Source organism: Sphingomonas sorbitolis (assembly GCF_036663875.1).
GTDB lineage: Bacteria > Pseudomonadota > Alphaproteobacteria > Sphingomonadales > Sphingomonadaceae > Sphingomonas.
This window is the reverse complement of record NZ_JAXOJS010000001.1, coordinates 1,067,008-1,088,470: the sequence shown is the minus strand read 5'-3', so window position 1 is coordinate 1,088,470 and position 21,463 is coordinate 1,067,008. Positions and strand designations below refer to the sequence as shown.

Genomic DNA, 21,463 nt, shown 5'->3' with positions numbered 1-21,463 from the left:
TTCGCGGCACGCCCCCTCCACCACCGCTACGCGGCGGTCCCCCTCCCCTTGCAGGGGAGGATGATGGCGGACTTCGACTATATCGCGATCGACACCAAGGGTGCGGAACGCCGCGGCCACGTCGCCGCCGCCGACATCGACGTCGCGCGCGCCACCCTCGACGCGCGTAAATTCTATGTCGTGAAGATCACCCCCGGCGCCCCCCCGCAGGCAACCAAAGGCCGCCCGTTGTTTGGCCTCCAGCTCGGCACGCCGAAGATGTCTGGCAAGAACCTCACCCTCTTCACCCGCCAGCTCGCCACGCTCAACCGCGTCTCCCCGCTGGAGGAATCGCTCCGCACGATCACGCGGCAAACCGAGCAGGACAGCGTCCGAACAATAGTCCAGCACGTCCACGCCGGCGTCGTCGAGGGCCGCCGCCTCGCCGACGCGATGGCGCGCGAGCCAAAAAGCTTTCCGCCCTTGTACCGCGCAATGGTGTCGGCCGGCGAAAGCTCGGGCTCGCTCCCGACGATCCTCGACCGCCTTGCCGCGTTGCTCGAGCGCCAGGCCGAAATCCGCGGCAAGCTCATCACCGCGCTCGCCTATCCGTCGATCCTCGCGCTCGTCGCGTTCGGCGTCGTTACCGCGCTGATGATGTTCGTCGTGCCGCAAGTCGTCGAGCAATTCGACACGGTCGGCCAGCAATTGCCGCTGTTGACGCGGATGGTTATGGCGTTCTCCGCGTTCCTCGTCGGCTATTGGTGGGTGATGCTGCTGATCGTCGTGGGCGGTGGTCTGGCGGGGTGGCAGGCACTGAAGGATCCGACGATCCGGCTCGCGTTCGACGGCTGGCTGCTCCGCATCCCGCTACTCGGCCGCCTGATCCGAGATCTCCACGCGGCAAGGATGGCGCGGACGCTCGGCACGATGGTCGCCAGCCGTCTGCCGCTGCTCGATGGTCTCAACCTCACTGCGAGCACGATCCACAATCGCCGCCTCCGCCAGGCCTCCGACCAGATCGTCGACGCGATCCGCGGCGGTGGCTCGCTCTCCGCCGCCATGCGCCGCGCAGGCGTCTTTCCCCCGCTGCTGACCTATCTCGCGGCATCTGGTGAGGCAGCAGGTCGGCTCGACGAGATGCTCGAGCGCGCGGCGGACTATCTCGAACGCGAGTTCGACCGCTTCACCGCCACCGCGCTGTCGTTGCTCGAACCGCTGATCATCGTCGTGATGGGCGGCATCGTCGCGACGATCGTGCTATCCATCCTGCTCCCGATCCTCCAGCTTAACACGCTGGCCGGACAATGAGGTTTCGCCCCGTGAGGTTTCGTATGCGTCCCGAAGTCAAAAAGAAGCGCCGCGAGGCAGGCTTTACCCTGGTCGAGCTGATGGTGGTGATCGTCATCATCGGCCTGCTCGCGACGATCGTTGCGCTCAACGTGCTGCCCTCGGGCGACACCGCGCGCATCCAGAAGGCGAAGGCCGACATCGCCCAGATCGAGGGCGGGCTGGAACTCTACAAGCTCCAGAACATGACCTTCCCCAACACCTCGCAGGGCCTCAACGCGCTCGTCACGGCGCCCGCCGGCCTGACCGATCCGTCGCGCTATCAGCGGGGTGGGTATCTGAAGAAGTTGCCGAACGATCCCTGGGGTCGCCCGTATCTCTATGCCTCGCCCGGCGCACATGGGGAGGCCGACGTCTGGACCTTCGGGGCGGACGGCAAGGAAGGCGGCGAGGGGATCGATGCCGATATCGGCAGCTGGCAGTAAGCGGGAGGCTGGCTTCACGCTGGTCGAGTTGATGGTCGTCGTCACGATCATCGGACTCGCATCCGCTGTCGCCGTGCTTGTCATGCCGGACCCGCGCGGCCGCGTGCTCGACGAAGCGACGCGCTTCGCGTTGCGCGCCCGCGCCGCGCATGATTCTGCGATCGTCGAGACACGCCCGGTCAGCGTCTGGGTTACCGGCGGCGGCTATGGCTTCGACCGTCGCATGGCGGGTGGCTGGACGCCGATCGCCGAGAAGCCAATGCGCGTCGAACGCTGGAACGACGGGACCAAGGCCAGCATCGGCGATACCAGCGGTCGCATGCGGGTGACGTTCGATCCTACCGGCCTCGTCGATCGCCCCGCCGAGATCCGCCTCGACCGCGGCGGTGTGGCGGCAACCGTGCACATCGACGCCGACGGCAGCGTGCGAGCCGATGCGGGCTGAGCGCGGCTTTACCCTCATTGAAATCATGGTCGCGCTGGCAGTCTTCAGCCTCGCGGCGATGGCGCTCGTGCGTCTGGAAAGCGCGACGATCCGCGGCGCCTCGATCCTCGACGAAACGCTCGTCGCGCAGATGGTCGCGCGCAACGTCGCGATCGACGCCGTCACCAGCGCGCAGCCCCCGACCGCAGGCCGCGTCACTGGCGTTGAGACGAACGGCGGCCAAGCCTGGACCTGGACGCGGCAGGTCAGCGCGCTCGGCGGCTCCAGCGTCCTGCGCATCGACGTCGCGGTCGCGGATCGCGCGGGCACGCAACTTGGCCGCCTGACGATGGTCCGCCCTGCGCCACGGTCGGCGACGCCGTCGTGAGCAGCCCTCGCCAAACTTCCTCCGTCATCCCGGGCTTGTTCCGGGATCCACCGTTCCGCGAGTGTCATGCAGAGTTGATGATGCGGAACCGTGGATCCCGGAACAAGTCCGGGATGACGAAGCGGGACAGCGAGGCCGGCTTCACGCTTGTGGAAGTCATGGTATCGCTCATGATCTTCGGCATGATCGCCGCCGCCGGTGTCGCCATCCTGTCATTCAGCGTGAAGGCGCAAAGCAGCACCGGCGCCAAGCTCGACGATATCAGCGCGCTAACCCGAACGATGTCGATCCTGTCCGCCGATCTTGCCCAGGCGTCGAACCGCTCCAGCCGCGACGAGGCCGGCACCAGCGTTCCCGCGTTCGTCGGCGAGAGCGGGTCGGGTGTCACGCCGATGCTGCGGCTCGTCCGCGACGGCTGGAGCAACATCGACGGTGCAGCACGGCCGAGCACGCAGAAGGTCGCCTACCGCGTCGATGCCGGCACGCTCCAGCGGATCGCCTACCCGATGATCGATGGCGCGCAGGGTCTGCCCCCCGCCGCACTGCTCACCCACGTCCGCCAGGCCGCGTTGCGCTACCGGATCGCCGGCGCGTGGAGCGATCGCTGGGATGGCGCCAGTGGCAGGCCGTTACCCGATGCGATGGAACTCACCGTCCAGCGTGACGACGGCACGCAGTTCCGCCAGATGTTCCTCGTAGGGACGGGATATGTCCCCACACCGGCTGAAGGAACGGGCCCGTCGACCACGCCGCCGCCCGGCACGCCGTCGAAGGAGACGCCCGGTGCGCGGACCTGATCGCGGTTCGGACCGCGGGTCGGAACGGGGGCCAGAACGGGGGGCAGCGCTGCTTACCGTGCTGATGCTCGTCGCGATCATCGCCGTCATGGCAGGCGCGGCGCTGGAGAAACTGCGCCTGTCGACCCGGCTCGCGGGCAACGCCGCGACCGGCGAACAGGCGCGCGCCTACGCGTTCGCCGCCGAGACGATGGCGCTGACCCGCGTCTCCAACCTGCTCGGCCAGAGCCCCAAGCGGGTCACGCTCGCCGGCAACTGGAGCAACACGCCGTTCGGCCTGCCGGTCCCCGGTGGCTTCGCGACCGCCCGCGTGCGCGACGGCGGCAATTGCTTCAATCTCAACGCGCTCGTCACGCAAGCGACCACGCCCGGCGTGTATGTCACCAACCCCGAGATCCGCCCGCAATTCGTCCGGCTGATGCGGTTGTTGAGCGTCCCGACGCAGGTCGCCGAACAGGTCGCATCGGGCACCGCGGACTGGATCGACAGCGATCAGGACCAGCAGGCGATGGGCGCGGAGGACGGCGCGTATCTCGGCCGCGAGACGCCGTACCGCACCGCCGGCACGCTCATGTCCGACCCGAGCGAACTCCGCGCAGTCGTGGGAATGACGCCGCAAATCTACGCCACCCTCAGGCCCTGGATCTGCACGCTGCCGATCGCCAAGCCGTCGCCGGTCAACGTCAACACGCTGGCGCCCGAACAGGCGCCGCTGTTCGCGATGCTGTATCCCGATACGCTGTCGGTCGGCAGCGCGCAGCAGATGCTGCTGCGTCGTCCGCCGCAGGGCTACGCCGACGTTGGCGAGATCACCAAGGCGGCGGCGTTGCAGGGTGCGGCCAATCTTGCGCCCGGTGCCGAGGCGACGGTGCTGTCGAAATGGTTCACGCTCGATATCGACGTGACGCTCGGCCGCACGCAAATGCAGGAACGCGCGCTGATCGACGCGAACCGACTTCCCGCGCAGCTCGTATCGCGGCAATGGGGCGAGCCATCATGACGACTTTGCTATTCCTTCCCGCCGGCGAGACCGGGTTTCGCTGGATGCGCGTCGCCGATGCGCGCGTGGTCGGGGAGGGGGAGGGGATCCCCGACGCGATCGACGATGAGACGATTGCGGTGGCCCCGGCCGATGCGGTGACGCTGCACTGGGCGGAGTTGCCGTCGCGTTCGGCAGCGCAGGCGACGGCGGCCGCGCGTATTCTCGCCAGCGAGGCGAGCGCGTCGCCGCTTGTCGAACTGCATGTCGCAGTGGGTGATGAAGGCGCGAGTGACCGCCCGATCGGCGTGGTCGGCGTCGCGACGATGCGCGACTGGCTGCGGATGCTTGCCGAGGCGGGTGTCGATCCGGTCGCGCTGATCCCCGCACCGATGCTCCTTCCGCGCCCTGACGAGGGCTATGCGAGGGCGGAGCTGGCTGGCAGCGGCGTGGTGCGTGGCACGTCGAGCGGGTTCGCCGACGAGGCGCGGCTGACCGAACTCATAACCGGCGGCACTGCGCCTGCGACGATCGATCGCGATACGCTGGAGGCGGCGATCGTTGCCGCCGCCGCGTCGCCGCCGCTCGACCTGCGCCAAGGGCCGTTCGCACGGCGGCGCAGGTTCGCGATCGACTGGGGGCTGATCCGACGGCTTGCGCTGTTGTCGCTGACGATCCTGGCAGTGACGCTCGCGATCTCGCTCGTCCGCATCGCCAAGTACAGCTTTGGCGCGGATGCGTTGGAGGCCGAGGCGGACACGGTCGCCGTGACCGGCCTGCCACGCGGCGAGACCGTGGTCGATGCCAGCCGCCAGCTCGACGAGCGCCTGTCGCGCGTGCGCGGGCCGGGGCTCGGCTTCACCAACACGACCGCTGCCGCGTTCGCCGCGATCCGTGCGACGCCGGGGACCGAAGTCACGGGGCTAGACTTCCAGGCCAACGGCGACCTGCGACTGTCGGTCGCGGTCGAACGTGAGGCGCTCGCGACCGACCTCAAGCGTGCGCTCGAAGCGGCAGGCTTCAACGTCCGCGCGGGCGTATTCCAGGCCGCCGCCGGTCGCGTAACGGGCGAGCTCACGATCAGCCCGGGGAGCGGACGATGACCGGCTTGAAGACGTGGTTCGAAGGACGCTCGCTCCGGGAACGTCGCCTATTGCTCGTCATGGCTGCGCTCGCGGTGCTGACCTTGCTGTGGGCGCTGATCATCCGTCCGGTCGGCGACGGGTTGTCGAGCGCACGCGAGCGTCACGCCAGCGCCGTGACGCGGCTGGGCGAAACGCGCGCGCAGGTGGCGACGTTGCGCGATATCCAGCGTGACCGGGCAAGGCCGCTGACGGGCACGCTCGCCGATACGGTCCGTGCCGAAGCCGACCAGGCTGGGTTCGCGCTTGCCTCGCTCGATCAGGACGGCGCGGACCGGGTGCGCGTCGGCATCCAGTCGGCGCGACCTGCTGCGCTGACCGCTTGGCTCGCGCGCCTCGAACGGCTCGGCATCCTCGTCGATTCGGTGGCGATGACCGAAAAGGGCGACAAGACCGTCGGCGTCGCGCTCACGTTGAAGGCGCGCGCGGCATGAGGCGGATCCGTTTGCGTACCGGCCCTGCCGCGCTGTTCGGCGGGATGCTGCTGATCGCGCTGATCGTCTTCCTGCCGATGCGCGCGGTGCTCGGCTGGGTCGGCGTCGGCGACGAAGGGCTGGTCGCGCGGCGCGTGTCGGGGACGATCTGGGGCGCGACGCTGACCGAGGCGCGGTTCGGCGATCTCGCGCTCGGCGACCTGCACGCGCGGCTGTCGCCGCTGCCGCTGCTGGTCGGCCGCGCCACGATCGTCTTCGCCGGCCCCGAATCGGTGTCCGCCAAACCGTTGCGCGGATCGGCGAGCGTCAGCCGTCACGGGTTCGGCGTCGATCACATGACCGCAACCGTCGCGACGGGGCGGCTGTTCGCGCCAGTACCCGTTGCGGCGCTAGATCTCGATGACGTCTCGGTCCGCTTCCGCGACGGCCAGTGCGAGGCTGCGGAAGGTCGCGTCCGCGCAACCTTGGCGGGTGACGTCGGCGGCATCACGCTGCCGCAGTCGGTAAGTGGCACCGCACGCTGCGACGGAACCGCCTTGCTGCTACCGCTGGCGAGCCAGGCCGGGACCGAGAGCATCGCGCTCAGGATCGAAGGAGTGGGCACCTACCGCGCCGAATTGTCGCTGCGACCGTCCGACCCGCTGGCGGTGCAAAAGCTCGAACAGGCAGGCTTCGTGCGCGGTCCGAACGGGTACCGGCTCGCCATCGAAGGACGTTTTTGACGTCTTTTTGGCAAGTCGACGGTTGACGCCGCCCGGCGACCCCCGCTAGGGGGCGATGCCTACGCGGCGGTCGTAGTTCAATTGGTTAGAGCGTCGGCTTGTGATGCCGGATGTTGCGGGTTCAAGTCCCGTCGGTCGCCCCATTTTCCCTTATTTTCGTAAGCCCCCGCAATGCGGGCGCTTTGGGCTGGTAAAACCGGTCGGAAAATAATATTTCGCGTCCCGGTAATTTTATTCCTCTTCAGGAGCCGGCGATGACAGCGGTTTGGGACCTCCCCGATTTCGACGACCACGAGGGCGTACATGCCTTCACCGATCCCGAGTCGGGCCTGCGCGCGGTAATTGCGCTGCACTCGACCAAGCTCGGGCCGGCGGCTGGTGGCACGCGCTTCTGGCATTATGCCGACAACGGCCGCGCCGTGACCGATGCGCTGCGCCTGTCGCGCGGCATGAGCTTCAAGAACGCGATGGCGGGGCTGGAGCTTGGCGGCGGCAAGGGCGTGGTCCTCGCGGCCAAGCCCGGCGACGTCATCACGACGGCACAGCTTGAGGCGTTCGGCCGCGCGGTCGATTCGCTCGGTGGGCGCTATGTGACGGCGGAAGACGTCGGCATGTCCGAAGAGCGGATGAAGGTGATCGCTACGCAGACGCGCTACGTCTCCGGCCTGCCGGTCGCGAGCGGCGCTGCCGGTGGCGATCCGGGGCCGTACACCGCGCTCGGCATCTATCTCGGCGTGAAGGCGGCGGCACAGCGTGGCCTCGGCGCGACCGACATGAAGGGCGTGCGCGTCGCGATCCAGGGTGTCGGTTCGGTCGGCGGCGGTCTTGCGCGGTTGCTCGCGAAGGACGGCGCGGTGCTGACGCTGGCGGATGTCGACGAGGGCCGGGCGCAGAAGCTGGCTGGCGAACTCGGCGCGACCGCAGTGGCGGCCGAGGCGATCCTGACGACCGAGGCGGATATCTTCAGCCCGAACGCGCTCGGCGCGATCCTGACCGAGATGTCGATCGCCGCGCTCAAGGCGAAGGTCGTTGCGGGCGGCGCGAACAACCAGCTGAGCGTTCGCGAGGACGGCGCGCGGCTCCATGCACGCGGTATCCTGTATGCGCCGGACTACGTCATCAACGCCGGCGGGATCATCAACGTCGGGCTCGAATATCTCGGGCAGGGCGATGAGGCCGAAGTGAAGGCACGGATTGCGCGTATCCCGGAGCGCCTGATCCAGGTCTGGGACGAAAGCGACCGCTCGGGCGAGCCATCGTCGGATGTCGCAGACTCGATCGCGAAGCGCCTGATTGGCCGCTGAATACAAGCAGCCTTCGCTCGTTTTGAGGGCGGGCGCTCCGATTACTCCCGTCATCCTGACGAAAGTCAGGATCCAGACTAACTAAGCGTCGCCCTCTGCGGCCCTGGATCCTGACTTTCGTCAGGATGACGGCGTACGGGGGAGGCGCCTCCCTCTTCCCGATGGGGAGAGGGTTCGAAGTCCGAGGTGACAGCCTCGCGATGTTGCCATAATGGCTATGCCCAGTGGCCACTCTACACGCCTTCGCAAATCCCGCGCGCTTCCTGAAGATCGCCAAGACGTTGACGCCGTTGCTCTTCTGGGCCGGCGTCGCGCTGATCGTGCTGGGCTGCTGGGCGGGCTTGACGCAGACCCCGCCGGACTACCTCCAGGGCGAGACGGTCCGCATCCTCTACATCCACGTCCCCGCCGCCTGGCTCGGCATGGGCGGGTGGAGCGGGATCGCGATCTCCAGCATCATGTTCCTCGTCTGGCGCCACCCGCTGGCCAGCGTCGCGGCGCGTGCGATCGCGCTGCCGGGTGCGGTGTTCGCGGCGCTATGTCTCATGACCGGCTCGATCTGGGGGCGGCCGACCTGGGGAACGTGGTGGCAATGGGACGGCCGGCTGACTTCGATGCTGCTGCTGTTCTTCGTCTATCTCGGCTACATGGCGCTCGCGAAAGCCGATGCCGACCGTGGCGGCGACGGGCGCGTCCCGGCGCTCTACGGGATCGCCGGATCGGTGCTGTTGCCGATCATCCGCTATTCGGTGGTGTGGTGGAACACGCTGCACCAGGGGCCGAGCATCGGTCTCACGCAATCGACGATCGACGGTTCGATCCTCTGGCCGCTGCCGATCATGCTGGCCGGGTTCACGTTCGCGTTCGCCGGAATCGTGTTGATGCGGATGCGGACGATGCTGGCGATCACGAAGACCGAAGCGCGTATACGCAGAATGGCGAGATCATGAATCCCTGGCCGTTCGTGACTGCTGCTTATGCCGTGACGCTGGGCGGCGGCGCAGCCATCGCTCTGCTGAGCTACCTCGCGATGCGGAAGGCCGAAAAGTGAAGGCCAAACATCAACGCCTGACGCTGGCCCTGCTGGCGCTCGGCGCGGTCGTCGTCGCCGGGCTCCTCGCGCTGTCGGCGCTGAAGGACCAGGCCTCGTTCTTCTATGCGCCGTCCGACGTCCGACGCGACGGTCTCCCGCTTGGGCGCGCAGTGCGGCTCGGTGGAATGGTCGAGGGCGGTTCGGTCAAGCGCGCGGCAGACGGCATCACCGTGCACTTCGTCGTCACCGATGGGCAGGCGACCACCCCGGTCGTCTTCGCAGGGATCGTCCCCGACCTGTTCCGCGAGAAATCGGGCGTCGTCGCCGAAGGCCAGTTCCAGCCCAATGGCAGCTTCGTCGCGTCGAACCTGCTCGCCAAGCACGACGAAAAGTACATGCCGCCGGAGATGGCCGGCAAGATGCACGAGACCAAGACGCTCGAACCGGACGCAAAGCCGTGATCGCCGAAGCGGGCCTTGCCGCGCTCTGGTTCGCTGGCGCGCTGGCGGCGTTACAGCTGGTGATGGCGACGATTGGTATCGCGCGCGATCGTGAGGACGTTGCGGCAGCGGTGCGCCCGGTGGCGATTGTTCAAGGGCTGTTGGCCCTCCTCGCGATGGCGCTGCTGATCGAACTCTTTCTCGACTCCGACATGTCGGTGAAGCTGGTCGTCGAGAACAGTCATTCCGCCAAGCCGTGGCTCTACAAGTTCGCTGGCGCCTGGGGAAACCACGAGGGCTCGATGCTGCTCTGGGTGACGATCCTCGGACTCGCCGGCGGTGCTGTGGCGATCTTCGAACGCTCGTTGCCCGAACGCACGCTGACCGCGACGCTCGGTGCGCAGGCGACGATCGCACTCGGATTCTACGCGTTCCTGCTGTTCTCCTCGAACCCGTTCGCGCGGCTCAATCCCGCAGCGGCCGATGGCCTCGGGCTCAACCCGCTGTTGCAGGACCCTGGGTTGGCGTTCCACCCGCCGACGCTCTACACCGGCTATGTCGGCCTCTCGGTCGCGTTCTCGTTCGCGGTCGGCGCGCTGGTCACCCGCGACGTCGGGCCGGCGTTTGCGAAAGCGATGCGCCCCTGGGTTCTGGTCGCGTGGATATTCCTGACGCTCGGCATCACCGCGGGCTCGTACTGGGCGTATTACGAGCTCGGCTGGGGCGGCTGGTGGTTCTGGGACCCGGTCGAGAACGCCTCGCTGATGCCGTGGCTCGCCGCCACCGCACTGCTCCATTCGGTGACCGTGCTCGCGACGCGCGACGGCCTGCGAGCCTGGACGATCATGCTGGCGGTCGTCGCATTCTCGATGTCGATGATCGGCACCTTTCTGGTGCGCTCGGGCATCCTGACCAGCGTCCACGCGTTCGCGGTCGATCCGGAGCGCGGCGCGTTCATCCTCGCGTTGCTCGCGATCTACATCGGCGGAGCGCTGGCGCTGTTCGCAGCGCGGATCGGCACCGTTCGCGCGGGCACGACCTTCGATCCGGTCAGCCGCGAAGGCGGGCTGGTCGCGAACAACCTGCTGTTGTCGGTGATCCTCGGGATCGTCCTGATCGGCACGCTCTACCCGATCGTCGCGGCGAGCTTCGGCGTGCAGCTGTCGGTGGGGCCGCCGTTCTTCAACAAGGCGGCGGGGCCGATCGCGTTGCTGCTGGTCGCGGTGATGGCAGTCGGGCCGCTACTGCGCTGGCGCCGTGACGATGCGAAGGCGGTGCTCCGCCGCGTGATGCTGCCGATCGGCGCGACGCTGGTGGCGGCGCTCGCGCTGCTGTTCGTCTGGCCGGGCGTGCTGCCTTGGGCCGGGCTGTCGCTCGCCGCAGGGCTCGCCGTCGCCAGCGTCGCGCCGTTGTGGAAGCGCAATCTCAAGCGCACGCCGCTGTTCACCTACGGCATGGTCCTCGCGCATCTCGGCATCGCTGTCAGCTTGGCCGGGATGGCGTCGGATAGCGCGTTTACCAAGGAAACGCTGGCCGCGGTCCGTGCGGGCGAGCCGGCACGGGTCGGACCTTATACCGTGACACTCGACGGCATCTCGCCGGTGATCGGGGAGAATTGGTCGGCACTGGAAGCGCGGCTGACCGCGACGCGCGGCGGCAGCGAGAGCATCCTGCGCCCACAACTCCGCTTCTTCGCCAACCCGCCGACGAGCACGAATGAATCCGCCATCCTGACGGTGCTCGACGGCCAGCTCTATACCGTGCTCGGCCAGCCGGACGGGCAGGGGCGCTGGCAGCTTCGCCTCTGGTGGAAGCCGTTCGTGACGTTGATCTGGTTCGGCGGCGTGCTGATCGCGCTCGGCGGGATCCTGTCGCTGTTTGGTCGGGTGCTCCGCGAGCGACGGACCGCGAGGCGGGAGCAATGGGCATGAAGCGGTTCGCACTCTGGGCGCCGCTGGCGATCTTCGCGCTGCTGTTCGCGGTGGTGGCGAGCGGGCTGTTCCGGCCGGCCGAGAAGGTGGTGCGATCGGCGATGGTCGGCAAGCGGCTCCCCGATTTCGCATTGCCGGCGATGGTCCCCGGCAAGCCGGGCTTGAGCAGCGCGTCGTTCCGCGAGGGCAAGCCGCGGTTGCTCAACGTGTTCGCGAGCTGGTGCATTCCGTGCATTGCCGAGGCCCCGCAACTGATGCGGTTGAAGGCGATGGGCATGCCGATCGACGCGATCGCGATCCGGGATACCGCGCCCGCGATCGCCGGGTTCCTCCGCCGAAACGGCGATCCGTACGAGCGTATCGGCAGCGATCGGACGAGCCAGGTTCAGTTGGCGCTGGGCTCGTCGGGCGTGCCGGAGACGTTCGTGATCGACGGCCGCGGGATCGTCGTGAAGCAGATCATCGGCGACATCCGGCCTGAGAATGTGGCGGAGATCGTGCAAGCCGTGAAGGATGCGCGGTGAGCGGGCGCAACGCAGTTCCCCTCACGCTTGCGGGAGGGGTTAGGGGAGGGGATTCTCCCTGCCAACCGAGCGCGCGTTCGCGTCATGCCCTCCCCCGACCCCTCCCGCGAGCGGGAGGGGAGATACTTGCCGCGCTGTTGCTCTGCATCTCGCCGGCCTTCGCCCAGCCGGTCACTCCACCAGCGCAATACGCCAACGTGCAACTCACCGACCCGGCCAAGGAAGCCTCCGCCCGCGCGCTCATGGAAACTCTGCGCTGCCTCGTATGCCAAGGTCAGTCAATCGCAGACAGCGATGCCGATATGGCCGCAGACATGCGCGCGCTCGTCCGCGAGCGGATCGAGCGGGGGGAGAAGCCGGCGTCGATCCGCGACTGGCTGATCGCGCGCTACGGCGACTACGTGACGTATGATCCTCCCTTGTCGGGGCTAACATGGCCGTTGTGGTTCGCGCCTGTTCTGCTGCTGGTAATTGGTGCGTGGATTGCGCGGTCGAGCTTTCGGGGGAGGGTGCGCTGATGGGATATGTGTGGCTGGCGGCGATCGGGGTGGTGGCGTTTGGGCTGCTCGCGGCGTTGAAGGTTAACCGGGTTCTTTGGACAATGGTCGCGGCGGCGCTGATGCTCGGTGCGGCGGGGTATGCGTGGCAGGGGCAGCCAGGGCTTGCCGGCCATGAAGTGTCGACCGGGCTTGCAGCAACGCCGGACGACAGCGCGATGCTCGAACTGCGCGACCAGATGCTCGAGCGGTATACCGGCGCGGCAGCGTACCTGGTTGCCGCGGACGCGATGACCCGGATCGGTGACCGTCGCGCGGCGGTGCAGGTGTTGCTCGGAGGGCTCAGGATCGCCCCGAAGAGCGTGGTAATGTGGACGGGGCTCGCCAACGCGCTGGCGGCGTATGATGCCAATCAGGTCTCGCCCCCCGCGTTGTTCGCCTTTCAGCAGGCTATGCGGTTAGCGCCGAGGCATCCCGCTCCGCCGTTCTTTCTGGGGCTAGCGTATGTGCGGGCGGGAGAGTTTGCGACGGTTCGGCCATATTGGGCAAGGGCGTTGGCGTTGACGCCGGCCAACATCTCATACCGAGGCGAGATCGCTACTCGACTGGCATTGCTGGATCGGTTTCTGGCTATGCAGGATACGCCGAACGCAGGGCAAAAATAATCCCGTCACCTTGGGTTTGACCCAAGATGACGGGATAATGGGCTTATTGCCCGCGGCCGGTCTTGGACTGCAATTCGTCGATCTTCTTCGACGCATCCGCCTTGGTCAGCGTCTCGTCGAATTCCTCATGCGCTTCCTCGGACAGCGTCTTGAGGTAGCTTGCCTGCGCACCGGTCATCTTCTCGTCGCCGGTTGTCCAGTCGTCCGGGTCCTTCTCGGCGTTCGAGAATGGTTCGGACTTGGGGTTCGGGGTGTCGGACATTGGAAATTCCTTTCCCCTGTCCAACACCCGTGTTCCGTATCCGTTCCCGAGTCAGCCCGCCCAAGCTTCGTAAGGTAAACTTAGATCATCGGCGACCGCCTTGTACGCGATCTTGCCCTTGTAGACGTTTAGCCCGTTGGCGAGATGCGGGTCGGCCTTCATCGCGGCCTCGGCGCCAAGATTCGCGAGCTTAAGTGCGAACGGCAGCGTCGCATTGTTCAGTGCGAACGCCGAAGTGCGCGCTACGGCGCCTGGCATGTTGGCGACGCAATAATGGATCACGCCGTCGACTTCGAACACGGGGTCCTCATGAGTCGTCGCGTGCGACGTCTCGAAGCACCCGCCCTGGTCGATCGCGATGTCGACCAGCACCGAGCCGCGCTTCATCGTCTTCAGCATTTCGCGCGTGACGAGCTTGGGCGCCGCCGCTCCCGGTACCAGCACCGCACCGATTACCAGATGCGCGTTCTTCACCGCCGCCGCGATCGCCGCCTTCGAGGCGTAGGCGGTCTTGATCTGGCTGGAGAAGAACATGTCGAGTTCGGCAAGGCGATCGTTCGAGATGTCGTAGATCGTCACGTCGGCGCGCATGCCGACCGCCATCTGCGCGGCGTTGACGCCCGAGACGCCGCCACCGAGAATCGCGACCTTCGCCGGCGCCACACCGGGAACGCCGCCGAGCAAAACGCCACGTCCGCCCTGCTCCTTCTCGAGGTAATGCGCGCCGACCTGCACTGACATGCGGCCCGCGACTTCCGACATCGGCTTGAGCAACGGCAGCCCGCGGCGGTTGTCGGTGACGGTCTCGTACGCGATGCAGGTCGCGCCGGACTTCATCAGCCCCTCGGCCTGCGGCTTGTCGGCAGCAAGGTGGAGATAGGTGAACAGCAGGTGGCGCGGCTCGAGCATCGCGATCTCGCTCGGCTGCGGCTCCTTGACCTTCACGATCATGTCGGCACCGGCGAACACGGCGGCGGCCGTCGGCAGGATCGTCGCGCCCGCGTCGACATAGTCCTGGTCCTCGAAATCGATGCCCGATCCGGCCTGCGTCTCGACGACGACCTCGTGACCGGCGGCGACCAGTTCGGCGACTGACGGCGGGGTCAGGCCGACGCGATATTCGTGGTTCTTGATTTCCTTGGGGACACCGACGCGCATTGATTCCACTCCATTATCGTTTGCGCCATAGTAGCGCGCCTTGGACGGGAAGGGTTCGCAAACTGGTCTCGGTGCGATACCGTATCTGCAAGTTTATTGCATCCTTCGCTGTCAAAACGAGAGAATCTTGAGCGCCACGATCGAACGCAGGATTCTGGACCTGCTCGCCGCCAATTCCGACCTGACCAGCGCCGAGCTTGGCGACGCGGTTGGTTTGTCAGCGAGCGCCGCCCACCGCCGCGTGGCGCAGTTGCGAGAAAGCGGGGCGATCGTCGGCTATCGTGCCGTCCTGTCCCGCGCAGCACGAGGCGACCCAAGCATCGTCCTCGTCAACGTCACGCTCCGGGATCAGCGCAAGGAGACGATGGCGGCGTTCGAGGCGGAGATCGTCGACTGCCCGCAAGTCGTGCAATGCTTCCTGATGAGCGGCGAGGCGGATTACATGCTTCACGTGGAAATCCGTCACGGCGAGACGTTCGAACGCATCCACCGCGAGACGCTGTCGCAACTGCCGGGGGTGACGCGGGTGGCGTCGCATTTCGTCATCCGCGAGGTGATCAGGCGCTAGCGTTTTCCTGCGAACGCAGGAATCCAGGGCCAAGAACGACGGCGTCCGTAACCCTATTCTCCTCCGTTCGCCGGAGAACGGCGCCGGTCCGATCAGCCCCAGTTAATCCACGTTGCCAGCCTCGCCGTTGCCGCCTTCCGGCCCGCATGCTAAATGCGCGCGCTTGGGGCACAGGGTGAAATCGGAAATTCGATGAGTATTGCTGCACTTCCGGGCCGATTCACCGTCCAGTGAGCGTCGACCAGACCGCCGCGGCTTCGACCGTGCCACCCGCCAATCTCGATCTCGAGACGGGGCATCACAACTCCGACGGCATGCTGAAGCTCGCCTTCGGTGCGATCGGCATCGTCTTCGGCGATATCGGCACCAGCCCGCTCTACGCCTTCCGCGAGACCTTCGCCGGCCACCACAAGCTCGCGCTCGACGCGGCACACATCATGGGCGTCATCAGCCTGATGTTCTGGTCGATGATGATCGTCGTGACGGTCAAGTACGTCATCATCATCATGCGCGCGGACAACAAGGGCGAAGGTGGCAGTCTCGCACTGCTCGCTTTGGTCTCGGGCAAGACCAAGACGAAGCGCTGGAGCAAGGGCATCATCCTGCTCGGCGTGTTCGCGACGGCGCTGTTCTATGGCGACAGCATGATCACGCCCGCCGTCTCGGTGCTGTCCGCGGTCGAGGGCCTCGCCGTCGCCGCGCCCGCTTTTGGCGGCCTCGTGCTGCCGATCGTGATCGTCATCCTGATCGGGCTGTTCTGGGTGCAGAAGAGCGGCACCGCGCGGATCGGCCTCGTGTTCGGGCCGATCATGCTAGTGTATTTCAGCGTCATTGCGGTGCTCGGTATCCTCAGCATCGTTCAGACTCCCGGCGTGCTCTGGGCGCTGTCGCCGCACTACGCGGTCGAGTTCTTTCTGATCGACCCCGAGCGCGCGTTCCTCGCACTCGGCTCGGTCGTGCTCGCGGTCACCGGCGCCGAGGCGTTGTACGCGGACATGGGGCATTTCGGCCGCAAGCCGATTGGCCTGTCCTGGCTGTTCTTCGTGCTCCCGGCCCTGATCCTCAATTACATGGGGCAGGGCGCGCTGCTGTTCCGCGATGGTCGCGAGGCGCTGGTCAGCCCGTTCTACAACCTCGCGCCCGAAAGCCTCCAGCTCCCGCTCGTCATCCTCGCGACGATGGCCGCGGTGATCGCCTCGCAGGCGGTCATCTCCGGCGCGTTCTCGGTGACGCAGCAGGCAATCCAGCTAGGCTTCATCCCGCGCCTGCGCATCGAGCACACCAGCGCCTCCACTGCCGGCCAGATCTACATCCCGCTCGTCAACGGCGCGCTGATGGTGATGGTGATCTTGCTCGTGCTGTTCTTCCGCACCTCGTCGAACCTGACGAGCGCTTACGGCATCGCGGTGACGGGCGCGATGTTCATCGACACGTGTCTGCTAGGGGTGGTGCTGTTCCGCCTGTGGAACTGGCCGAAGATCGCGGCGATCCCGCTGCTGGCGATCTTCTTCACGGTCGATGGCGCCTATTTCGCGGCCAACCTGACCAAGGTGCCCGCCGGCGGGTGGTTCCCGCTGCTGGTCGGGTTCATCATCTTCACCTTCCTGACGACCTGGTCGAAGGGGCGGCAGTTGATGATCGACCGGATGCATGAGGCCGCGATGCCGATCAAGGTGTTCATCGGCTCGGCCGCCAGCTCGGCGTCGCGCGTGCCAGGGACCGCGGTGTTCATGACCTCCACCGCGGACGGCGTGCCGCACGCGCTGCTCCACAACCTCAAGCACAATAAGGTGCTGCACGAGCGCGTGATCCTGCTTACCGTCAAGATCGTTAGCCAGCCTTACTGGCCGGCCAACGACCGTGCGGTGCGCGAGGAGCTTGGCAGCGGCTTCCACCGGCTCGTGCTGCGCTATGGCTTCATGGAGGATGCCGACGTGCCTGCGGCGCTGCGGCAGGTCCATAATTGCGGTGCGGACTTCAAGATGATGGACACCAGCTTCTTCCTGTCGCGCCAGACGCTGCTCGCGTCGGACAAGCCCGGCATGATGATCTGGCGCGAAAAACTGTTCGCGTGGATGCTCCGCAATGCGGAAAGCGCGATGGAGTTCTTCCGCCTGCCGACCAATCGCGTGGTCGAGCTCGGCAGCCAGATCGAGATCTGATCGTGACGGATACGCTTCCAGCCCCGATCATCGTCACCGCCTTGTTCGGTCGCCAGGACACCGCGTTTTTCGACGCGATGCGCCGCGAACATTTCCCGCCCGAGCGCAACCAGCTCGATGCGCATCTGACGCTGTTCCACCATCTGCCGCCCTCGGGGCTCGACGAGCTCAAGCACCGCCTGAACCAAGAAACGCGCGGCATTCGCTCCCCGCAGGCGCGCGTCGGCGGCCTGATGTCGCTTGGTCGCGGTGTCGCCTACCGGATCGAGTCCCCCGAGCTCGTCGGCATCCGGGAGCGCCTCGCTGACGCGTTCACCGGGATGCTGACGCCGCAGGACGCTGGCGGCTGGCGTCCGCACGTCACGATCCAGAATAAGGTCAGCCCGCAGGTAGCCAAGCTCCTGCTCGGCAACCTGCAACGCGATTTCGTTCCGAAGGACGTCGAAATCGCAGGTCTGGGCGCGTGGTGGTATCGTGGCGGACCATGGGAAGCGATTTCCCGGCACATGTTCGCTTGACCGCCTCGAATCCGCTTCCTATAGGCCGCGCCTCGCAGGGAAGAATGCTTCCCTGACGGACGGTACGGCGAAGTAGCTCAGTTGGTTAGAGCACGGGAATCATAATCCTGGGGTCGGGGGTTCAAGTCCCTCCTTCGCTACCATTTTCAAAGACATTCCACGGGTCGTTGACCACCAGGATCGCGTCGCTGCGGGCGAGCGCTAGCAATGTCAGCCCATGTTCGCGGGCGTGGTCGATCGCCAGGCTGGTCGGGGCGGAGATACCCACCAGCATCGGCGCGCCGGCGATCAGCGCCTTGTCGACCATCTCGAAGCTGATCCGCGACGTGACCAGGATGAAGCCGTCGACCGGCTGCGCGGCGATCGCCAGCCGACCGACGAGCTTGTCGAGCGCGTTGTGCCGACCGACGTCCTCATAGGCCGCGATAACCGCTCCTAAGCGGTCACAGGCTGCGGCCGCGTGAATTGCCCCTGTAGCGGCGTTGAGCGGCTGATGGGCGCGCAACCCGGCCAAGGCGGCAAACAGCGCGGAGACGGGCGTGGCGGGCCTTGGCGGCGTTCTGGGCACCGGTTTGCGCAGTTGCTCGAGCCCGGAGATTCCGCAGAGCCCACAGCTCGTATCGCTGGTGCGATGGCGGACGCGGTCGTAAATGCGGCCCTTGCAGCGCTCGGACAGCCCGACGCGGACGATCCACCCCGCCTCCGCCTCGAAGACATCGATGTCGCGTACGTCTTCGGCGCTGTCGGCAAGCCGCTCGGTCATCAGGAAGCCGGTGGTGAACTCGGCCAAGTTGGCCGGGGTCATCATCATCACCGCATAGCCGAGCCCGTCGATCTCGATCGCGACCGGTACCTCGATCGCGATCGCACGCTCGCCCGCAGTGATCGAATCGGGGCGCAGGATCTTGATCGGCAATGTCCGTGAAATCATAGGAGGGCGAGGTCTTCCGGGGTGTTGATGTTGACGATCGGTCCGCCAGCCGGGATCGGCAGCGCGCCGATCGCCTCGGCCCAGCCACACACCGACCGTCTCTGCGATGCCGCAATATGCGCGATCAGCGCGGTGGTCGACGCGGTTTCCCAATGGCCTAGCACGGGCGCTTCGGGGCAATAGGCGGGCGCCCGTCGCAACAGTGCGTCGAGCAGCCCGCGCGGCAGCCGCGGCATGTCGCAGGCGATCGTCAGGATCGACGTGAACCCGAGCCCCTTGGCGTATTGGAGCGCGCCGGCGATACCGCCGAGCGGACCAAGCCCGGGGCAGGGCAGGTCGGGTATCGCGCCGTCCGGCCCGACGATCACCGCCTGCTCGACATGATGCAACAGCAGTTCCCGCGCATGTTCGGCGAGCGCGCGACCGTCGAACATCGCGCGCGCCTTGTCCGACCCGAACCGCGACGATCGCCCGCCCGCCAGGACGACACCAAGAACATGCGCTTCGGTCAGCGCGTCTTCTCGATTCGCACCGGCACCGATTTCGCGGCGGGCACATGGCTTTCGCGGGCATGGTGAGCAACCGGCATGAGCAGGTTGCACTCTGGGTAATATGCACCCAGGCAACCCTCGGGGATCGAATATTCGACCACGCGGAGCTTGTTCAGGCGACGGTCCGAATTGCCGCCGGCATCGCCCACCAGATCGACGTCGTCGCCATCGGTGATCCCCATCCGGATCATGTCGCTGCGGTTCATGAACACGATGTCGCGCGTGCCCTTCACGCCGCGGAAACGGTCATGATAGCCATAGACCGTGGTGTTAAACTGGTCGTTCGACCGCAGCGTCATGAGGCGGAAGCGGCCCTCCGCCTCCTCGAACCCGGTGACGTTCAGCGCCTGCGGAACGTTGATCTCCGCCTTGCCGCTCTTCGTCTTCCACTCGCGATGCGCTGCGGGCACGCCCTTCCAGAAGCCGCCGGGCGTGAACATCTGATCGTTGAAGTTCTTGAACAGGTCCGGATACGTCACCTCGATCGCATCGCGTACCCGCGCATAATCGCGTACCCATGCATCCCAATCTAGCTTCGGATTGGGCGCAAGCGTCGCCTTGGCGATCCCCGCGACGATTGCCGGCTCGGACAGCAACGTCTCGGACGCCGGCGTTGCCTTGCCTTTCGAGCCGTAGATCTGGCTGAACGAATCCTCGATCGACACGCTCTGCGGGCCGGTGCCCTGCATGTCGGTCTCGATCCGGCCTAGGCAGGGAAGCAAATACGACGTTTCACCGGGCAGCAGGTGCGATCGGTTGAGCTTGGTCGCGATATGCACCGTCAGGTCGAGCGCGCGCCACTTCGGCTCCATCCGCGCATGATCGGGAATCGCGCGCACGAAATTACCACCAAGCCCAACGAACGCCTGCGCGCTGCCGTCGAGCACCGCCTCGCACGCCTCGACCGTATCCCAGCCCTTGGCGCGCGGCGGCTCGAACCCGTATTGCTCCGCGAGTTTGTCGAGCGGCGCGAGTTCAGGCTTCTCGGTGATGCCAACGGTGCGCTGGCCCTGCACGTTCGAGTGGCCACGAACCGGGCCCATGCCCGCGCCGGGCTTGCCGATGTTGCCGCGGAGCAGCATCAGATTGACGACCATGTGGACGTTGTCGATCCCGCCGACATGCTGGGTCAGGCCCATGCCGTACACCGCGATGACTGCCTTCGACTTGGCATAGACCTTTGCCGCTGCCTCGATTTCGGTACGGGGCAGGCCGCTTTCATGCTCGATCGTCGACCATTCGGTCGCGCGTGCGACATCGGCGAACGCCTCGAATCCGGTCGTGTGTTCGGCGAGAAACGCATGGTCGAGGACGGGCAGGCCGTTGATCCGCTTGGCGTTATCGTCGGCCTCGATCAGGTATTTGCACATCCCCATGATCGCGCCGACGTCGCCGCCGGTCTTGAGCTGGTGATATTGCGAGGCGATCGGGGTCGACTTGCCGGTCACCATCTCGATCGTGTTCTGCGGGTCCTGGAATTTCTCCAGCCCGCGCTCCTTGAGCGGGTTGAACACGACGATCTCGACACCGCGCTTCGCGCAATCGCGCAGCGGATGCAGGAACCGCGGGCTGTTCACCCCGGGGTTCTGCCCGAAGTAGAAGATCGCGTCGCACTTCTCATAGTCCGACAGGTGAATCGTGCCGACCGCCGAACCGATCGCCGACTTGAGGCCGACCGAGGTCGTCTCGTGGCACATGTTCGAGCTGTCGGGCAGGTTCTGGCTGCCATACATCCGCGCGAGCAGGCTATACATGTACGACGTCTCGAGGCTGGCGCGGCCCGAGGCGTAGAAGATGACCTTGGTCGGATCATAGGTCTTCAGCTTGGCGCCGATGCCTGCAAACGCCTCGTCCCAGCTGCACGCCGCGTATTTGTCGGTCGTCGCATCGTACTTGAGTGGGTGCGTTAAGCGTCCGGCCTGTTCGAGATCATAATCCTTCCAGCCGATCAGTTCGCTGACCGTATGCTGCTCGAAAAACGCCGGCGTGACGCGGAACGAGGTCAGCTCCCATGCCGTTGCCTTCGCGCCGTTCTCGCAGAACTCGGCGACATGCGGATGCGCGGGTTTGCCCCAAGCACAGCTCACGCACGCAAAGCCATCCGGCTTGTTCTGGCGCGCGAGTTCGCGAATCACCTCCGGCCCGACCTTCTCGCGCGCGGAAATCTCGACCAGCGACTTCATCGAGCCCCAGCCGCCTGCTGGTGCCGTGTAGTCTTCGATCTCTACGGTCCGGTCGTCGCTCATGCTCATCTCCGCTTTTGACCTCCAACGAAGCGG

At 66.3% G+C, this 21,463-nt stretch carries 24 protein-coding genes and 2 tRNA genes; 21 read left to right on the top strand and 5 right to left on the bottom strand.

What is annotated here, in order from left to right:
• Positions 1 to 63: 63 nt before the first annotated feature.
• From gspF to U1763_RS04535, 17 genes are all read left to right on the top strand, one after another.
• Entirely contained in the window at positions 64 to 1,290 is a 1,227-nt protein-coding gene (gene gspF, locus U1763_RS04615; RefSeq protein WP_332754279.1) for a type II secretion system inner membrane protein GspF, read from the top strand.
• Between the two features lie 23 nt (positions 1,291 to 1,313).
• Positions 1,314 to 1,754: a type II secretion system major pseudopilin GspG gene (gene gspG, locus U1763_RS04610; protein ID WP_332754415.1), complete on the top strand. Its 441-nt coding sequence runs from the start codon at positions 1,314 to 1,316 to the stop codon at positions 1,752 to 1,754.
• The gene (locus tag U1763_RS04605) at positions 1,729 to 2,199 is read left to right on the top strand and encodes a GspH/FimT family pseudopilin (RefSeq protein ID WP_332754278.1); all 471 of its coding nucleotides are present in this window, start codon (positions 1,729 to 1,731) and stop codon (positions 2,197 to 2,199) included. Before gspG ends, U1763_RS04605 begins: the two co-directional genes overlap by 26 nt.
• Positions 2,189 to 2,566 (top strand): type II secretion system minor pseudopilin GspI, encoded by a 378-nt coding sequence (gene gspI, locus U1763_RS04600; RefSeq protein WP_332754277.1) that lies wholly within the window; start codon positions 2,189 to 2,191, stop codon positions 2,564 to 2,566. The genes U1763_RS04605 and gspI overlap by 11 nt, the downstream gene beginning before the upstream one ends.
• A 113-nt stretch (positions 2,567 to 2,679) precedes the next feature.
• The gene (gene gspJ, locus U1763_RS04595) at positions 2,680 to 3,363 is read left to right on the top strand and encodes a type II secretion system minor pseudopilin GspJ (RefSeq protein WP_332754276.1); all 684 of its coding nucleotides are present in this window, start codon (positions 2,680 to 2,682) and stop codon (positions 3,361 to 3,363) included.
• Positions 3,350 to 4,363 (top strand): type II secretion system minor pseudopilin GspK, encoded by a 1,014-nt coding sequence (gene gspK, locus U1763_RS04590; RefSeq protein WP_332754275.1) that lies wholly within the window; start codon positions 3,350 to 3,352, stop codon positions 4,361 to 4,363. Before gspJ ends, gspK begins: the two co-directional genes overlap by 14 nt.
• Positions 4,360 to 5,445 carry a type II secretion system protein GspL gene (gene gspL, locus U1763_RS04585; RefSeq protein ID WP_332754274.1) on the top strand — a complete coding sequence of 362 codons (1,086 nt, stop codon included), beginning with the start codon at positions 4,360 to 4,362 and terminating at the stop codon, positions 5,443 to 5,445. The genes gspK and gspL overlap by 4 nt, the downstream gene beginning before the upstream one ends.
• A complete protein-coding gene (gene gspM, locus U1763_RS04580; RefSeq protein ID WP_332754273.1) occupies positions 5,442 to 5,918 on the top strand; it encodes a type II secretion system protein GspM in 477 nt (158 codons plus the stop codon). Before gspL ends, gspM begins: the two co-directional genes overlap by 4 nt.
• Entirely contained in the window at positions 5,915 to 6,640 is a 726-nt protein-coding gene (gene gspN / locus U1763_RS04575) for a type II secretion system protein N (RefSeq protein WP_332754272.1), read from the top strand. Before gspM ends, gspN begins: the two co-directional genes overlap by 4 nt.
• 66 nt (positions 6,641 to 6,706) lie before the next feature.
• Positions 6,707 to 6,783, top strand: a tRNA-His gene (locus U1763_RS04570).
• A 111-nt stretch (positions 6,784 to 6,894) separates the two neighbouring features.
• Positions 6,895 to 7,944, top strand: a complete 1,050-nt coding sequence (locus U1763_RS04565) for a Leu/Phe/Val dehydrogenase (RefSeq protein WP_332754271.1) — start codon at positions 6,895 to 6,897, stop codon at positions 7,942 to 7,944.
• 224 nt (positions 7,945 to 8,168) lie between these two features.
• On the top strand, positions 8,169 to 8,894 hold the full coding sequence (gene ccmC, locus U1763_RS04560) for a heme ABC transporter permease CcmC (protein WP_332754270.1): 726 nt from the start codon (positions 8,169 to 8,171) through the stop codon (positions 8,892 to 8,894).
• 97 nt (positions 8,895 to 8,991) lie between these two features.
• Positions 8,992 to 9,438, top strand: a complete 447-nt coding sequence (ccmE, locus tag U1763_RS04555; RefSeq protein ID WP_332754269.1) for a cytochrome c maturation protein CcmE — start codon at positions 8,992 to 8,994, stop codon at positions 9,436 to 9,438.
• On the top strand, positions 9,435 to 11,348 hold the full coding sequence (locus U1763_RS04550) for a heme lyase CcmF/NrfE family subunit (protein ID WP_332754268.1): 1,914 nt from the start codon (positions 9,435 to 9,437) through the stop codon (positions 11,346 to 11,348). The genes ccmE and U1763_RS04550 overlap by 4 nt, the downstream gene beginning before the upstream one ends.
• On the top strand, positions 11,345 to 11,872 hold the full coding sequence (locus U1763_RS04545; RefSeq protein ID WP_332754267.1) for a DsbE family thiol:disulfide interchange protein: 528 nt from the start codon (positions 11,345 to 11,347) through the stop codon (positions 11,870 to 11,872). The genes U1763_RS04550 and U1763_RS04545 overlap by 4 nt, the downstream gene beginning before the upstream one ends.
• Positions 11,873 to 11,994: 122 nt before the next feature.
• Entirely contained in the window at positions 11,995 to 12,390 is a 396-nt protein-coding gene (locus U1763_RS04540) for a cytochrome c-type biogenesis protein (RefSeq protein ID WP_332754414.1), read from the top strand.
• On the top strand, positions 12,390 to 13,034 hold the full coding sequence (locus U1763_RS04535; protein ID WP_332754266.1) for a tetratricopeptide repeat protein: 645 nt from the start codon (positions 12,390 to 12,392) through the stop codon (positions 13,032 to 13,034). The genes U1763_RS04540 and U1763_RS04535 overlap by 1 nt, the downstream gene beginning before the upstream one ends.
• Before the next feature lie 43 nt (positions 13,035 to 13,077).
• Here U1763_RS04535 and U1763_RS04530 read toward each other — a convergent pair whose 3' ends face one another.
• Both U1763_RS04530 and ald read right to left on the bottom strand, forming a co-directional pair.
• The gene (locus U1763_RS04530; RefSeq protein WP_056058060.1) at positions 13,078 to 13,296 is read right to left on the bottom strand and encodes a DUF3072 domain-containing protein; all 219 of its coding nucleotides are present in this window, start codon (positions 13,294 to 13,296) and stop codon (positions 13,078 to 13,080) included.
• A gap of 51 nt (positions 13,297 to 13,347) precedes the next feature.
• A complete protein-coding gene (gene ald, locus U1763_RS04525) occupies positions 13,348 to 14,454 on the bottom strand; it encodes an alanine dehydrogenase (RefSeq protein ID WP_332754265.1) in 1,107 nt (368 codons plus the stop codon).
• A 127-nt stretch (positions 14,455 to 14,581) separates the two neighbouring features.
• Between ald and U1763_RS04520 the strand changes: the two genes are divergently transcribed.
• The 4 genes from U1763_RS04520 (at position 14,582) to U1763_RS04505 (ending at position 17,845) form a co-directional block, all read left to right on the top strand.
• Entirely contained in the window at positions 14,582 to 15,022 is a 441-nt protein-coding gene (locus U1763_RS04520) for an Lrp/AsnC family transcriptional regulator (protein WP_332754264.1), read from the top strand.
• A gap of 263 nt (positions 15,023 to 15,285) precedes the next feature.
• Positions 15,286 to 17,184 carry a potassium transporter Kup gene (locus tag U1763_RS04515; RefSeq protein ID WP_443026884.1) on the top strand — a complete coding sequence of 633 codons (1,899 nt, stop codon included), beginning with the start codon at positions 15,286 to 15,288 and terminating at the stop codon, positions 17,182 to 17,184.
• A gap of 2 nt (positions 17,185 to 17,186) precedes the next feature.
• A complete protein-coding gene (locus tag U1763_RS04510) occupies positions 17,187 to 17,702 on the top strand; it encodes a 2'-5' RNA ligase family protein (RefSeq protein WP_332754263.1) in 516 nt (171 codons plus the stop codon).
• Between the two features lie 66 nt (positions 17,703 to 17,768).
• A tRNA-Met gene (locus U1763_RS04505) sits at positions 17,769 to 17,845 on the top strand.
• Here U1763_RS04505 and fdhD read toward each other — a convergent pair.
• The 3 genes from fdhD to U1763_RS04490 are packed head-to-tail and all read right to left on the bottom strand — an operon-like array spanning position 17,824 to position 21,430.
• A complete protein-coding gene (gene fdhD / locus U1763_RS04500; RefSeq protein ID WP_332754262.1) occupies positions 17,824 to 18,633 on the bottom strand; it encodes a formate dehydrogenase accessory sulfurtransferase FdhD in 810 nt (269 codons plus the stop codon). The genes U1763_RS04505 and fdhD overlap by 22 nt on opposite strands.
• Positions 18,630 to 19,235 carry a molybdenum cofactor guanylyltransferase gene (mobA, locus tag U1763_RS04495; protein WP_332754261.1) on the bottom strand — a complete coding sequence of 202 codons (606 nt, stop codon included), beginning with the start codon at positions 19,233 to 19,235 and terminating at the stop codon, positions 18,630 to 18,632. The genes fdhD and mobA overlap by 4 nt, the downstream gene beginning before the upstream one ends.
• On the bottom strand, positions 19,142 to 21,430 hold the full coding sequence (locus tag U1763_RS04490) for an FdhF/YdeP family oxidoreductase (RefSeq protein WP_332754260.1): 2,289 nt from the start codon (positions 21,428 to 21,430) through the stop codon (positions 19,142 to 19,144). The genes mobA and U1763_RS04490 overlap by 94 nt, the downstream gene beginning before the upstream one ends.
• Between the last annotated feature and the right edge of the window lie 33 nt (positions 21,431 to 21,463).